14 protein-coding genes are annotated in these 13,594 nt (G+C 72.2%); 11 read left to right on the top strand and 3 right to left on the bottom strand.

Annotation, left to right across the window (positions count from 1 at the left end; all coding sequences use genetic code 11):
• Positions 1-449: 449 nt before the first annotated feature.
• Together ABGA99_RS35555 and ABGA99_RS35550 are read right to left on the bottom strand one after the other, a co-directional pair.
• Positions 450-1,727, bottom strand: a complete 1,278-nt coding sequence (locus ABGA99_RS35555) for a hypothetical protein (protein WP_347581696.1) — start codon at positions 1,725-1,727, stop codon at positions 450-452.
• Between the two features lie 70 nt (positions 1,728-1,797).
• Complete coding sequence (locus ABGA99_RS35550) at positions 1,798-3,840, bottom strand: hypothetical protein (protein WP_347581695.1); 2,043 nt, start codon at positions 3,838-3,840, stop codon at positions 1,798-1,800.
• A gap of 524 nt (positions 3,841-4,364) precedes the next feature.
• Between ABGA99_RS35550 and ABGA99_RS35545 the strand changes: the two genes are divergently transcribed.
• From ABGA99_RS35545 to ABGA99_RS35515, 7 genes are read left to right on the top strand one after another with little or no spacing between them, the layout of a single operon-like run.
• A complete protein-coding gene (locus ABGA99_RS35545; RefSeq protein ID WP_347581694.1) occupies positions 4,365-5,090 on the top strand; it encodes a hypothetical protein in 726 nt (241 codons plus the stop codon).
• Positions 5,091-5,128: 38 nt separating this feature from the next.
• Complete coding sequence (locus tag ABGA99_RS35540; RefSeq protein ID WP_347584234.1) at positions 5,129-6,235, top strand: hypothetical protein; 1,107 nt, start codon at positions 5,129-5,131, stop codon at positions 6,233-6,235.
• Positions 6,232-7,548, top strand: a complete 1,317-nt coding sequence (locus ABGA99_RS35535) for an ATPase, T2SS/T4P/T4SS family (RefSeq protein ID WP_347581692.1) — start codon at positions 6,232-6,234, stop codon at positions 7,546-7,548. Before ABGA99_RS35540 ends, ABGA99_RS35535 begins: the two co-directional genes overlap by 4 nt.
• Before the next feature lie 6 nt (positions 7,549-7,554).
• A complete protein-coding gene (locus tag ABGA99_RS35530) occupies positions 7,555-8,475 on the top strand; it encodes a type II secretion system F family protein (RefSeq protein ID WP_347581691.1) in 921 nt (306 codons plus the stop codon).
• Positions 8,475-9,419, top strand: a complete 945-nt coding sequence (locus tag ABGA99_RS35525) for a type II secretion system F family protein (protein ID WP_347584233.1) — start codon at positions 8,475-8,477, stop codon at positions 9,417-9,419. Before ABGA99_RS35530 ends, ABGA99_RS35525 begins: the two co-directional genes overlap by 1 nt.
• A gap of 38 nt (positions 9,420-9,457) precedes the next feature.
• The gene (locus ABGA99_RS35520) at positions 9,458-9,706 is read left to right on the top strand and encodes a hypothetical protein (protein ID WP_027770593.1); all 249 of its coding nucleotides are present in this window, start codon (positions 9,458-9,460) and stop codon (positions 9,704-9,706) included.
• Between the two features lie 30 nt (positions 9,707-9,736).
• Positions 9,737-10,240, top strand: a complete 504-nt coding sequence (locus ABGA99_RS35515) for a TadE family protein (protein ID WP_347584232.1) — start codon at positions 9,737-9,739, stop codon at positions 10,238-10,240.
• Positions 10,241-10,267: 27 nt separating this feature from the next.
• On the opposite strand, the gene ABGA99_RS35510 is transcribed toward ABGA99_RS35515, so the two are convergent.
• A complete protein-coding gene (locus ABGA99_RS35510; protein ID WP_347584231.1) occupies positions 10,268-11,467 on the bottom strand; it encodes an RNA-guided endonuclease TnpB family protein in 1,200 nt (399 codons plus the stop codon).
• Positions 11,468-11,744: 277 nt separating this feature from the next.
• On the opposite strand from ABGA99_RS35510, the gene ABGA99_RS35505 reads away from it, so the two are divergent.
• From ABGA99_RS35505 to ABGA99_RS35490, 4 genes are all read left to right on the top strand, one after another.
• On the top strand, positions 11,745-12,140 hold the full coding sequence (locus ABGA99_RS35505) for a TadE family protein (RefSeq protein ID WP_347581687.1): 396 nt from the start codon (positions 11,745-11,747) through the stop codon (positions 12,138-12,140).
• A complete protein-coding gene (locus tag ABGA99_RS35500; protein ID WP_347581686.1) occupies positions 12,137-12,631 on the top strand; it encodes a Tad domain-containing protein in 495 nt (164 codons plus the stop codon). Before ABGA99_RS35505 ends, ABGA99_RS35500 begins: the two co-directional genes overlap by 4 nt.
• A 45-nt stretch (positions 12,632-12,676) precedes the next feature.
• Complete coding sequence (locus tag ABGA99_RS35495) at positions 12,677-13,018, top strand: hypothetical protein (RefSeq protein WP_347581685.1); 342 nt, start codon at positions 12,677-12,679, stop codon at positions 13,016-13,018.
• Positions 13,019-13,168: 150 nt separating this feature from the next.
• Positions 13,169-13,537, top strand: coding sequence for an SH3 domain-containing protein (locus tag ABGA99_RS35490; protein WP_347581684.1), 369 nt, complete (start codon positions 13,169-13,171; stop codon positions 13,535-13,537).
• Positions 13,538-13,594: the final 57 nt, after the last annotated feature.

The raw sequence follows: 13,594 nt of genomic DNA, 5'->3' as shown, positions 1-13,594 counted from the left end.
TCGGCGCCGCGCGGCTCCTGTGCGTCCGTCGTCACGACCGCCACACCGTCTGCCCCCTGCTGGACTGCCCCCGCAGACAGCTCCCCACCGCGGGACGAGAGCCACTCGCTACTGGTTGCCGCCGCCCCGTCTCACGTCGGTGAGCCCCCTGCGTTGTCAGCGCAGCCGCATACCCTTGGGTGGGTGTGAGGGGGAGTGGGGTTTGGGGGAATCACGCCGCACCCGGCAGCGGTCCTGCCCATCCCCCACCGGTCCGGCCGATCCCCCACCGGTCCGGCCCGTCCGGCACCGGTCCGGCCCGTCCCGTAGCGGTCCTGCCCATCCGGTACCGACCCCGCCATCCGGCACCGAACCCGCCGCGTCCGGCCCCCATCGCGTACCTCCGCCCCCGCTCGCCCCCGGCCCGCCTCAGTGCTCCGTCTGCCCGTGCCGGTCGTCTCCGGTCCTCCTCAGCCCCTCGTCCGGGTGAAATCCCCCCGCGCCACCCGGGGCGCCAAGGCGTCCCGGGTCAGGGAGCCGTAGCCCGTGGCTGCCCAGACGCTGGATTCCGCCGGGACCTCGAAGTACGGGACCTCGCGGCCGTCCGTCGTGTCCGTCAGGACCTCCGGGGCGCGGCGTTCGCGGATTGCCTTCGTGCAGGTGTCGCAGGCGGCGATGGAGAGTTGGCGGCGGCTGCCGAGGGGGCGCCAGCGGGTGCGGTGGGTGGCGCGGCCGTGGAGGGGGTTGAAGAAGCAGAGGGGGAGCGGAGTGGTGCGGCGGGGGCGGGTGGTGCGTGCGGCTTCCATGGCGTCGCGGCCCTCCGCCACCAGGGCCAGCACGCCCGCCAGGTCGGCGCGGCTCCGGGCGCCGTCGAGGACCGTGCCCGCCGCGGCGTACGCGTCCAGCGCGGCGTGGACGCGGGCTGCTCGGTCGGGGGTGTCGGTCTCCACTTCCCGTACCGCCTCGCCCAGGGCCACGACCTCCTCCTCCGCGCGGCGCCGCAACTCCGCCTCGTCTGCCGCGCGGGCCGCCGCGAACACCGCCTGCGGCGTCGCGAACGGCGCCGTGGCCGCCCGGGATCCGGCCCGGGATCCCGTCCGGCCGCGGCGTACGTACCACGCCAGCCCGGCGATGACGGCGACGGCCGCCGCCGCGCCGCCCAGAGCGGGCGGCAGGGCCGAACCTCCCTCTGCCTCTTCCTCCTCCGCGTCCGGGTCGTCCGCCCTCTCCGTGCCGCCGCCCAGGTCGGCCACTGCCTCCTCGTACACCTCCGTGCCGTTCCCCGCGTCGATCAGCTCCACGGCCTTCTCCACCCGCGCCGCGAGCCCCGCCTCGTTCATCTCGTCCAGGTGTCCCACCGCGCCCACCGCGTCCTGCGCCTGGTGGGCGTCGCCCGGCCACTCGAAGCCCTGCAGCCAGTCGGCCTGTTCGCTGGTCGTGACGAGGATCAGGTCCCCGTCGCCGAGCCGTCCCCGCACCACCTCCGCGAGCGTCCCGGGGTCCCCGGCGAAGTCGTCGCCCTTCGCGAGCGGGACGAGCACCACCTTGATCGGCAGCCCCGTCTCCTCGATCTGCGCGGTGAGGGTGCGCTGCCGCGCCTTGTCCACGGCGCCGGTGTAGGCGTCGTGTACGTAGACGGGGGAGTCGCGGAGGCGGGCCGCGATCTCCTCCCCGGGGCTGGGCGCCGCCCAGGCGGCGGGGGCGGCGGGGAGGAGGACGAGCAGCAGCGCGGCCAGGGCGCCACCCACAGCCACCCGCTTGGCCCGCGGTCGCCTCGCGCGCCCCTCCACACGCCCCTCCACACGCCCCCGACCTTCCTCAGTCCTGGACACCGGCGGCCTCCTTCACCTCACGGATCAGCCGGGGGACCCCCTCGCCCGCCGTGCGCAGCGGGCCGGGTGCGTCGTCGTACGGGATACGGGCCTCCCCGCGCGGCGACGGGAGGGTGAGGCGCCGGGTGTGCGCCGTGCCGGGGTTCGACGTCGCCGCCCCGCGGCAGCCGGCGCAGAGCGGGACCGCGCGGGCGGGGGCCCCTGGGGTCAGGCGGGTGCGTTGCCTGCCGTGGGCGGGGCCGTGCATCGGGTTCAGGGTGCAGAGCTGTGCCGGGGTGCCTCCCGGGGCGGCCAGGGTCGCGCGGGCAGCGCGGGTCAGTGTGATCGCCGTCGCCAGCGCCTCCGGGGTCGCGTTCGCGTCGATGCGGCCGTCCTCCTCCACGTCGACCAGCAACTGCGCCGCGTCCAGGCAGTCCCACACCCGGATATGTACGGCCCCCTGCGGGTCCGCCGACTCGAACTCCTTCGCCAGCGCCTCCAGCTCGGTGTGGGCCGTCCGCCTGAGGTACGCCTCCGAGGGGTCCGGCGGTGCCTCGTACGACGGCCGGTCGGCGGCCACCACGGCAGACCTCGCCCTGCCGAAGATCCGCATCGTCCCCGCCACCAGCCCGAACGCCAGCCCCGCCGCCAGCGTCCCCACGAACAGCCCCGGGACGAAGTCCGCCGCGAACACCGACGGCAGCGCGTCCTCGGCCACCGGGTCCGGCGGGTCCATGGGCGACGGTGCCCTCCCGGGGGCGCCGCCCGGCCGTGCGCCGGTCAGCTCCTCGACCAGCATCCCGACCCGCTCGCCGAGCCGCAGGTCGTCGTCGTCCACGTCGCGTGACGGGTACCCGATCGCCTCCGGCAGCAGATACAGGTCGACGTCCAGCCCGATCCCGTAGTCCACGGCGTTGACGTAGCCGCTCCTCGGATCGGCCAGGACGTAGATGCCGTCCTCGCCGACCGTCCGGCCCAGCGACTTCAGGAACGTGTCCCCCTGCCCGCCGGACTCGTCCTCCGGCGCCATCGGCACCGAGGCCACGTACACGGGCACGTCGAGACCGTCGATCTTCTCGCGCAGTCCCGTCAGTTCCCCCGAGTCGATCTGCGCGGGCGACTCCGGATCCACGTACACCGGGTCCTTCGCGAGCCCCGCCGACACCCGGTCCAGCCGGGCGTCCATGTCCGCCCGCGTCGGCGGCGGGCCCGGGTCGGTCGTCTCGTCGTCGTACGTCACCGCGGCGCCCAGTGCGATGCCCCCGGCCAGCACCGCCGCCGTCGCGACCGCCGCGAGCAGCCCGCGCCCGCCGACGCCGGCGAAGCCGCGGGCCGGCGACTTGGCGCCCGCGGCGGCCCGGCGCCTCCGCCGCCGCAGCACGTGCAGCACCAGCAGCAGCGTCAGCAGCGGGACTCCGGCCAGCAGGATGCCCGTCAGGAATGACTGGTTCGCGCGGTCGGTGCGCGTGATGTGCAGCTTGTCGGGTTCCTCCTTCGGCGCGCGGCCCGCGTCGCCGCCGTACTTCTTCCGCGCCGCCTCCGCACGCCCCGCCGGGTCGTCGTCGGTCAGCACCTCCACGAAGCGCCGGAACGTCAGCAGCGGCCCGGCGTCGTACGGCAGTTCATACAGCGCCACCGTCGTCGCCGACTCCGCAGGCACGTCGACGCCGAACGGCACGGCGGTGATGCCGATGCCGCTGCTGTCCAGCAGTACGTACAGCCCGTCCCGGCGCAGCCTGTCGTGCACGGCGCCGAGCAGCCGCTCGTCGAACGGGTTGCGCTCGGGCAGCAGCACGACGTAGGTCGGCACGCCCGTCCGCTTCGCGGCCTTCGCGAACTCCGGGGCGGAGGACCGCGGTATCTCGCGCGGAGCCTGGTCCGTCACGTACACCGGGTCGGCGCGCAACCGCTCCGCCAGATACGCCGCCTGCCCGGCGCCGTCCCCCTCCGCCCGGCCCGCCGCGGCCGCGGTCCCCGCCAACGGCCCGGCCCCGGCGCCCGGCAGGGTCGCCAGAAGCAGCAGCAGTACGGCAGCCAGTAAGGTACGCACCGACGCCCCCGCGCCCCCCACGAACGTCACCATCCCCCCGGACCCCCCGAGTCCGCCGCACACCCGCTGCCGCACCGGCCGTCGCATGTGTATCCCCCTTTCCCACCGGATCGTAGCGACGACCACCGACATCCGTAATCGCGCCCCGACTCCCGTGGAATTCCGTCCATTCGGCGAGTTGGCGACTGCACATATCCGGATTCGCCAATACCCGGTCCACAGTTCTGTCACGGCGCACCCCGGCAACGCCGCCGCCGGCTCCGCTCCCGGCGTGCGCGTGGACACGCACGCTCGCCGGATCCGGCCCCATACGCCCCCGCAAGCTGGTCATTTGCGGCCCCGGCAAGGTTGTCGTCTCAGCTATCGGAACTGTCGATGGGCTGTGACGCTCTCGTTGCCTGACGCGGGTTGAGGGGGGTTTAGGCTACTGCTACGGTTCGATGGCTTGACAACCTGTTGCGGCGTTCTCGGCCGATCAGGTAGGGGAATTTCGGCCAGGAAACGGCGAGTTACGGGGTGATTCCGTGAAGACCAGGGAACGCACGGCAGCCGCGGGCGGCAGGTCGGCCGCCCCTGTTCCGCAGTCCGGCGACAGACTGCCGTTTGCTCCTCGCGAACGCAAACCCGCGCTGGCCGCTCTGGCCGTGCTGCTCATTCTCGCGGGCGCGTTGGGCACGGCGGTGCTCGTGCTCCGCGCCGGCAACCAGGTGGCGGCCGTGCAGATCTCCGAGCGCGTCCCCGCCGGCGAAGGCATCACCGACGCCGACATCGAGCAGGTGATGATGCCGGAGGACAGCGACATCCCCTACATCCGCTGGGACCTGCGGGGCGACCTCGACAAGTTCTACGCCACCACCGACCTCGTCCCCGGCAGCGTCCTGGTCAGCGAGATGATCCAGAAGGGCAAGGGCCTGGAGGAGGGTCAGACCGTGGTCGGCGTGACCATGGAGTCCGGCCAGATGCCCGGCGGCCTGGTCGACGGCGCCCGCGTCGACGCCTACTTCGTCGGCGACAGCCCGAGCACGTCCGGCAGCGACGACGGCAGCACCGGCTCCTCCGGCACCGTCACGACCGGCGACGTGCTCGCGGAGGGCGTCAAGGTGCAGAGCATCAGCCGCGGCGACGAGGGCACGGTCACCAGTGGAACCGTCACCGTCAATCTCCTCGTCGACAAGACACAGGCGGGCCCTCTCGTGGCGGCGGCGTCCGAGAAGGAAGTCGGCCTGACTCTCGTATCCAGCGGTAGCTGACGTCGTAGCGGGTCTTCACGGGAGCGAGGGAACCAACCATGGCGCTGATCGCAGTCGCGGCCGACAAGGGCGCGCCCGGCGTGACGACGACCGCCGTCGCGCTGGCCGCCGTCTGGCCCCGGCGCGCGCTGCTCGCCGAGGCGGACCCGGCGGGCGGCGACCTCGTCTACCGCTCGGTCGGGCAGAACGGCAACTCACTCGACCCGAACACCGGCATGCTGTCGCTGGCCGCGACCGCCCGCCGCGGGATCGCCGCGGAGCAGTTGTGGGACCACGCGCAGCCGATGTCCGGCGGGCTCGACGTCATCGTCGGCCTCGGCAACTCCGACCAGTCCGCGGGACTCACCCGGCTCTGGCCCACGCTGGGCCGCGCGTTCGCCGCGCTCGCCGAGTCGCCGCACGGCGGCGCGGACGTGATCGCGGACTGCGGCCGCGTCGGCGTGGACTCCGGCACCGTCGAGCTGTTCTCGCACGCCGCGCTGGTGCTGCTGGTGGCCCGTGCGCTGCCCGAGCAGATCGCGCGGGTACGGGACCGGGCATCGTCCCTGTCCGCGCGGCTGCACGGCACGCAGCGCGGCGCGGCGGCGCTGGGCACGCCGCTGATCGGCGTGCTGCTGGTCACCGAGCCGTCCGGCGCCGCGAAGGTCGCCGCGCAGGTCAACGACATGCTCACGGCGTCGCAGTCGGGCGCCCGCGTGCTCGGGGTGATCGCGGACGACGTCGCGGGCGCCGAGCAGTTGGCCGGTCGGCGGCGCGGGCGCCCGGAGAAGTCGATGCTCGTACGGTCCATCCGCAAGGTCGCCAGCGATCTGCACCAGCACTTCGGCAGCTCGCTGCTGGCCGAGCCGGCGTCCGCGGGCGCACCGCAGGCGCCGTACGGCGGCGGGGCCCCGCCGGCACCGTACGGCGGCGCCACGGGCCAGGGGACGGCCCCGCAGCAGCCCGGCCACCCGGCCCCGCAGCAGCCCCACGCCCAGCAGCCCCAGGCCCCCGGCCAGCCCGGCCGGCCGGGAGCCCCCGCGGCCCCGGCTCAGCCCGGCCAGCCCGGCGCCCCCGGCCAGCACCCCGCCTACGGCGCCCCCGGCGCCAACCCCGGCCCCGGCCCGACGCAGGGCCCCGGCCCCCGCCATGGAGCCGCCCGATGAGCAGCGGACCCGCAGTAGACCACGGCCTCGTCAAACGCTTCCGCCAGGAGGCCGGCGATCGCATCGCCCGGCAGCGCCACGAGGACCAGCTCGCCGGCGTCACCCCCATGTCCGCCGAGGACGAGCGGCACTTCGCCCGCGCCGTCATCGCGCAGATCCTGGAGGACTACGCCCGCTCCGAGATCAACTACGGCCGCACGCCGCTGGATGCCGAGACCGAGGAGGCGTACGCCGCGGCCGTGCACGCCGCCCTCTTCGGCGTCGGCCGGCTGCAGCCGCTGCTGGACGACCCCGAGGTCGAGAACATCGACATCAACGGCTTCGACCACGTCTTCGTCGGCTACGCCGACGGGCGCGAGGCCAAGGTCGACCCGGTGGCCGAGAGCGACGAGGAACTCGTCGAGCTGATCCAGATACTCGGCGCCTACTCCGGCCTGTCGTCCCGCCCCTTCGACTCCGCCAACCCGCAGCTCGACCTGCGTCTGCCCGACGGCTCCCGGCTCTCGGCGGTCATGGACGTCACCCGCCGCCCGGCGCTGTCCATCCGCCGCGCCCGCCTCGGCAAGGTCTTCCTGCCCGACCTCGTCGGCAACGCGACGATCTCGGCCGAGCTGGGTTCCTTCCTGACCTGCGCGGTACGGGCCCGTAAGAACATCATGATCGCCGGCGCCACCAACGCCGGGAAGACGACGCTGCTGCGCGCACTGGCCAACGAGATCCCCGCGGTCGAGCGCCTGGTCACCGTGGAGCGCGCGCTGGAGCTGGGCCTGGACCAGTTCCCCGAGCTGCACCCCAACGTGGTCGCGTTCGAGGAGCGGCTGCCCAACTCCGAGGGCCACGGCGCCATCACGATGGCCGAGCTGGTGCGCAGGTCGCTGCGTATGAACCCGTCCCGCGTCATCGTCGGCGAGGTGCTCGGCGACGAGATCGTCACCATGCTCAACGCGATGTCGCAGGGCAACGACGGCTCGCTGTCCACGATCCACGCCAACAGCTCCTCCGAGGTGTTCAACCGCATCTCGACGTACGCGCTCCAGGCCAGCGAGCGGCTGCCGGTGGAGGCCAGCCAGATGCTGGTCGCCGGCGCCATCGACTTCGTCGTCTTCATCGAGCGGCGCAACCTCTACCACGTGGGCGGCGGCCTGCAGCGCTCGGTCACCTCGGTGCGCGAGGTCAACGGCGTGGACGGCCGCGTGATGTCGTCCGAGGTCTTCAAGGAGGGCCCGGACGGCCTGCTGCACCCGCACGCGCCGATCCACTGCATCGACGAGCTCATTCCGTTCGGTTACCAGCCCAGCGGGGATTGGAGGTAGCTGCCCATGAACGGATCGGTCTTCTCCGCCACGATGGGCTACGGGCTGCTCGCCGGCGCGGTGATCGGCGGCGGCATCGCGCTGCTCGTCGTCGCGCTGCGCGGGCTGCCGGCGAAGCCGGAGCACGAGAAGGCGCAGCAGGGCGAACGGGCCGCGGAGCTGGTGCGGTTCGCCAGCCAGCGGGCGACGCTCGCGGCGGTCGCCGGGCTGCTGGTGCTGCTGCTGACCCGCTGGCCGGTCGCGGGTCTGGCGACCGGCGTACTGGTGGCGTTCTGGGACAAGCTCTTCGGCGGCGCGGCGGCCGAGCGGATGGCGATGAAGCGGGTCGAGGCGCTGGCCCAGTGGACGGAGTCGCTGCGCGACACGATCGCCGGCGCGGTCGGCCTGGAGCAGGCCATTCCGGCCTCTGCCCGCGCCGCGGCGCCCGCGCTGCGGCCGCATCTGGACGCGATGGTCGACCGGTTGCGGTCCCGTACGCCCCTGCCGGACGCCCTGCAGCACCTCGCCGACGACCTCGACGACGCCTCCGCGGACCTGATCATCGCCGCCCTGATCCTCAACGCCCGGCTGCGCGGCCCCGGTCTGCGCGAGGTGCTGGGCGCGCTGGCGAAGTCGGCGCGCGAAGAGGTCGACATGCGCCAGCGCGTGATGGCGCAGCGCGCCTCGACGCGGCGCAGCGTGCAGATCGTCGTCAGCGTCTCGGTGGCGTTCGTGCTCGGCCTGTCGGTCTTCAACCGCGGCTTCGTCGAGCCGTACGGCTCGCCCGTCGGCCAGGTGGTCCTGGCCTGCGTCTGCGGGCTGTTCGCGGCCGGCTTCTGGTGGCTGCGCAAGCTGTCGACGATCGAGACGCCGGAGCGCTTCCTGGCCGGCGCCAAGCAGCAGCCGCAGCAGGTCGCCTTCGTCCGGCCGCGTGAGGAGGTCTCCTGATGGAGTTCCAGGGTGCGGACACACTGACGTACTCCGTCGTCATCGGCGCGGTGATGGGCCTGGGCATCTATCTGCTCGTACGGGCCATCGCGCCCGGCCGCCGCGGCGCGGTCGCGACGGTCGCGCGGGTCGACGCGCTGCGCGCCCGCGGCTCGGGCCGGACGACGACCTCCTCGCCGAAGCAGCAGGAGGAGGGACGCTTCGGGGGGCTGCGCGCGCAGGTCGGGGAGCGGGCCGCGGAGTTCTATCTGCGGCAGGGATGGGAGCAGCGTTCGCTCCGCTCCGACCTGGCGGTGCTGGACCGTTCCTGGGAGAGCTTCCTGGCGACGAAGGTGCTGCTGTCCGCGGTGGGGCTGGTCTTCGGCCCCGGCGTGTACGCGCTGATCTCGGTGGCCGGCTTCGGCCTGAACCCCGTCATCCCGGTCTGGCTCGCGCTGGTCGCCGCCCTGCTCTTCTTCCTCCTGCCCGACCTGGAGGTACGCAGGGACGCCGCCGACAAGCGCAAGGACCTGCGCCGCGTGGTGGGCGCGTACCTGGACCTGGTGGCGATGAACCTCGCGGGCGGGCGCGGCCTGCCCGAGGCCCTGATGGCCGCGGCCGACATCAGTGACGGCTGGGCCCTGCGCAGGGTGCGCAACGCACTTGCCGACGCCCGGATCACCGGCACCAGCCAGTGGCAGGCGCTCGGCAATCTCGGCGACGAGCTGGGGATCGAAGAGCTGAAGGACCTGTCGGCGTCGCTGGCGCTGGTCTCCGACGACGGCGCGAAGGTGCGCGAGTCGCTGGCGGCCAGGGCGGAGACCATGAGGCACCGCGAGCTTGCCGAAATCGAGGGGGCGGCAGGCGAGAAGTCGCAGTCCATGCTCGTCGCACAACTACTGCTGTGCGCCGGGTTCCTGGTCTTCCTGGTCTATCCCGCGGCGATCCGCGTGTTGCAGGTCTGAGTCATCCCCCCACTACGCAGAGAGGACGTAACGACGTCATGAAGAACCGCTTCACCAGCACCGGACATCCGGCCATCGACTTTCTGGTCACCTTCCTGCGCGGCCGCGTGGAGCGCGCCCGCTCGGGCGAACTGGACCGCGGCGCCTCCGCCGTGGAGTGGGTGATCATCTCCGCCATCGTGGTCGCGATCGTCAGCGCGGTCGCGGTCATCATCAACCAGGCGCTGTCCGACGGCGCGAACGACGTCAAGGACTGCATCAGCAACGCCGGCGCAGACGGCTGCTGAGCCGCCGGCTGACGGGGCGGGCTGACGATCATGACGACAAGGGCACAGGCACCGGCGTGGCTGCGGCGCAGGCTCGACGCCTGCCGCGGCGACGGCGGTGGCGGTGACACGGGGCCGGGGAGCGGGCGGCACGGCGTCGGCGGAGGCGACCGCGGCATGTCCGCAGTCGAGTTCGTGCTGCTCACCCCGGTGCTGTACTTCATGATCTTCGCCACCGTGCAGTTCGGGCTGTACTTCTTCGCCGACCACGTCGCGCAGGCGACTGCGCAGCACGGGGCGCGCGAGGCGCGCAGGACGGCCGAGTCGAACCCGGGCGGCTGGCAGGGGCTGGCCCAGCAGGCGGCGCGGGAGCGGCTGAACACGGTCGGCCCGAAGCTGCTCACCAGCCCGGACATCCGGGTGTACGAAGCCGCGGACGACCGGGTCGGGGTGGCGGTGGAGGGCGGCGTGGTCAACGTCTTCCCGTTCATCGACCTCAAGGCGCGGGCGGAGTCGGAGGGGCCGATCGAACGGTTCGTACCGGATCTGGGTTGACTTCCTCCCCCTCGTGAGAGGGGGTTCCTACGGCTCGCGCTGTAGGGGTTTCTGCTTCGTCGCCGACTGCCCGCCCGGAGTTCTCCGTTGAGGTCTTACACCAGCTCCACAGACAGACGCCGTCAGCCCGACGGCCAGAAGGTTCTTCGCCGCGTTTACGTCCCGGTCGTGGGTCGTGCCGCAGTCGTCGCATGTCCAGGTGCGCACGTGCGGCGGCATCCTGTCCTGCAGGGTGCGGCAGACGGAGCACAGCTTCGAGGAGGGGAAGAAGCGGTCGACCGCGATCACTTCGCGCCCGTACCACTGGGCCTTGTACTCCAGCATGCTCCGGAACTCCGACCAGGCTGCATCGCTGATAGCCCTGGCCAGGCTGCCGTTCTTCACCATGTTACGAACGGCGAGGTCCTCGATCACGATCGTTTGGTTTTCACGAATGAGTCGAGTGGTGATCTTGTGCAGGTGATCACGCCTGCGGTCGGCGATGCGGGCATAGACCTTGGCGGCCTTCCGGCGCGCCTTTGCCCGGTTCGTGCCGTCACCCTTGGCCTTGCGGGCAAGCTGCCGCTGAGCTTTGACAAGGCGTGCACGGTCACGGCGTTCGTGCCTGGGGTTGGAGACCTTCTCCCCGTTCGACAGAGTCAACAGGTGATCGAGTCCCACGTCGATGCCGATGGCGGTGTCGGTGGCCGGGAGTGGTTGGACCGTCGGGTCCTCGCACAGCAGGGATACATGCCAGCGCCCGGCAGCGTCCTGCGACACAGTCACGGTCGACGGCGACGCACCTTCAGGGAGCGGACGGGACCACACGATGTCGAGCGGCTCGGCCATCTTCGCGAGGGTCAGCCGGCCGTTGCGGAACCGGAAGGCACTGGTGGTGTACTCCGCGGACTTCCGCGACTTCTTCCGCGACTTGAAGCGTGGATACCTTGCCCGTTTCCCGAAGAAGTTGGTGAACGCGACCTGAAGGTGCCGGAGCGCCTGCTGGAGCGGGACGGAGGAGACCTCGTTGAGGTACGCGAGTTCCTCCGTCTTCTTCCAGGCCGTCAGCATCGCCGACGTCTGGTTGTAGTTCACCCGCTGCTGGCGCCCCCAGGCTTCCGTGCGCGCGGCGAGGGCGAGGTTGTAGACCTTCCGCACACAGCCGAACGTGCGGGACAGCTCGGCTGCCTGCGCATCGGTCGGGTGGAAGCGGTACTTGAACGCCCGCTTCACCTGAGTGGCGCTCATTTTTCACATACTACTAGACCAACTTGTGAACGGCCTCCCGGTAGGCGGAGGCAGACGCCGGTCCGCCCTGGCGGCGAACCGGCTCTCCCTGCCCTGTTGTGCAGGAGTGCTTTTCCTCCCCGGCCCGAAGGCCGGGGCATCCACGAGGTCGAGACTCGATGATGGGGGGATGGGGCTCATGACTGTGAGCAAGGCACACGACGGCCGGGGGGAGGCGGGTTCTCCGGGAGCGCCCGGGGAGCCGGGGGAGCGCCGTGACCTCCGGTCCGACCGGGGGGTGACGACCATCGAGGTGGTGATCCTCGCCCCGGTGATGTTCCTTTTCATCCTCGTCCTCGTCGCCTTCGGCCAGTTGGTCGACGGCCGCGGCGGGGTCGACGGCGCGGCGCGCGACGCGGTACGGGCCGCGTCCCTGCAGCGCACCGTGGGCGACGCGCAGCAGGCCGCGCAGCGGGCGGCGGAGTCGCAGTTGGAGGGCGACGTGTGCGCGGGCCCGGTGGACGTGGACCTGTCGGGGGACTTCTCGCCGCCGGAGCCGGGTGCCGCCAGCAACGTCATCACCGTGGAGGTGACCTGCGAGGTGAAGGGCCTGGGGATGCTGGGCCTGGACATCGACCCGCGGATGACGGGCTCCTCGTCCGCGCCGCTCGACCCGTACCGGAGGGCGGCATGACGCGGGTGCGTGTCCTGGCCGCGCGGCTGCGCGCGGGCCTGGCCGGGCGGGTGGAGAAGCTGGACGACCGGGGCTCGGGCGCGGGCGCGGTCATCATCTTCGCGTTCCTGTTCATGGCGCTGGCCGCGTTCGTGGTCGACGGCGGGCTGGCGATCTCGCAGCGCGAGCGGGCGGCGGACATCGCGGAGCAGGCGGCGCGGTACGCGGCGCAGGACACCGACAAGGAAGCGCTGTACGAGGGCCAGACGGACCTGGAGGCCCCGATCCGGTACGAGAACTGCGACAGCCGGGTGCAGGAGTTCATGTCGCATGTGACGGTCCACAACGGCGATGTCGAGGCCGCGACGTGTACGAGCGCGGCGGCCGATCACGTCGAGGTCGAGATCGTCCTCAGTTACCGCCCGCTGCTGACGGGCCTGGCCCTCAGCGGCCCCCTGGAGGCCACCGGCACGGCCCGCGCCGAGCCCCGCACGGAGGTCGGCGAGCCGTAGCCCGTGCGCCCGTCCGGAGGATCCGCGACCCGAGAGGGAGAACGTGTGAGCGAGCCCGAGTACGTCTTCGACCAGGTGCAGATCGGCAAGGGGCTGCGGCCCCTGGCCCAGCACGGCACGATCACCGTGGACAAGGGCACGCTGAGTCTCTTCGACTCGAACGGACGGGTCATCGACAGCGGTCCCCTGACGGCGGTCACCGGCTCCATGGTCCGCTTCACGCGCGGCCAGACCGTGGCACTGACGCTGAACGGCACGAAGTACAACACGTCGCCCGGCTGGGGCAACCATGTCGGCCGCCAGGTGATGCCCGGCACGACCGGGGACGTCAAGTCCGCCGCCGCGCTGCTGCTGCACCTCGTGGAGAGCGCGGGCGGCCCCGCGTAGCGGCGGATGTGGGCCGTACGCGGGAGGCCGTCCTGCCAATCGGGGGAAATAGTCCTACTTCAGCGAGCTAAGCCCCAGACATCGGTCAGATAGTCGTACAAACCGGACCGAGGCGACCGCCTCACTCCGATCGACTGTCAAGGGGCATCTGTGCTGAAGAGAAAGAAGACCGCCGTCGCACTCGCCACGGGAGCCATGGCGCTGGGGCTGCTGGGCGCGGCCCCGGTGGCGGCCACCACCACGACGGGTCACGCGCCCGCCATGAAGACCTGGGAAGACGACTGGCACAAGTCGCAGCGCGGCGTGGTGATCGCCAAGCCCGGCGTCCTGATCCGCTCGCAGCCCACCACCGCCTCCCACGAGAAGGGCTTCATCCCGCGCGGAGAGATCGTCTGGATCGACTGCAAGGTCGAGGGCCAGGACGTGTTCGGCAACTCCCTCTGGTACAAGATCGGCTCCCACAACGGCTTCATCTCCGCGCGCTGGGTCAAGAACGTGGACCACATTCCGTTCTGCTGACCCCTCCCGCGGGCGCCGCCCGTACCGCAGGCCGCCGGGCCGCACCGCCGAACGCGG

It is taken from the genome of Streptomyces sp. B5E4, from assembly GCF_039871555.1.
In the GTDB taxonomy this organism is placed as follows: domain Bacteria; phylum Actinomycetota; class Actinomycetes; order Streptomycetales; family Streptomycetaceae; genus Streptomyces.
This window is presented reverse-complemented; position numbering and strand designations above follow the sequence as displayed.

Bases quoted from the DNA above. Each gene is read 5' to 3' on its own strand.
- ABGA99_RS35525 (WP_347584233.1), top strand. From the start codon at position 8,475: ATGGAGTTCCAGGGTGCGGACACACTGACGTACTCCGTCGTCATCGGC.
- ABGA99_RS35510 (WP_347584231.1), bottom strand. From the start codon at position 11,467: ATGAGCGCCACTCAGGTGAAGCGGGCGTTCAAGTACCGCTTCCACCCG.
- ABGA99_RS35515 (WP_347584232.1), top strand. From the start codon at position 9,737: ATGACGACAAGGGCACAGGCACCGGCGTGGCTGCGGCGCAGGCTCGAC.
- ABGA99_RS35540 (WP_347584234.1), top strand. From the start codon at position 5,129: ATGGCGCTGATCGCAGTCGCGGCCGACAAGGGCGCGCCCGGCGTGACG.
- ABGA99_RS35500 (WP_347581686.1), top strand. From the start codon at position 12,137: ATGACGCGGGTGCGTGTCCTGGCCGCGCGGCTGCGCGCGGGCCTGGCC.
- ABGA99_RS35520 (WP_027770593.1), top strand. From the start codon at position 9,458: ATGAAGAACCGCTTCACCAGCACCGGACATCCGGCCATCGACTTTCTG.
- ABGA99_RS35530 (WP_347581691.1), top strand. From the start codon at position 7,555: ATGAACGGATCGGTCTTCTCCGCCACGATGGGCTACGGGCTGCTCGCC.
- ABGA99_RS35535 (WP_347581692.1), top strand. From the start codon at position 6,232: ATGAGCAGCGGACCCGCAGTAGACCACGGCCTCGTCAAACGCTTCCGC.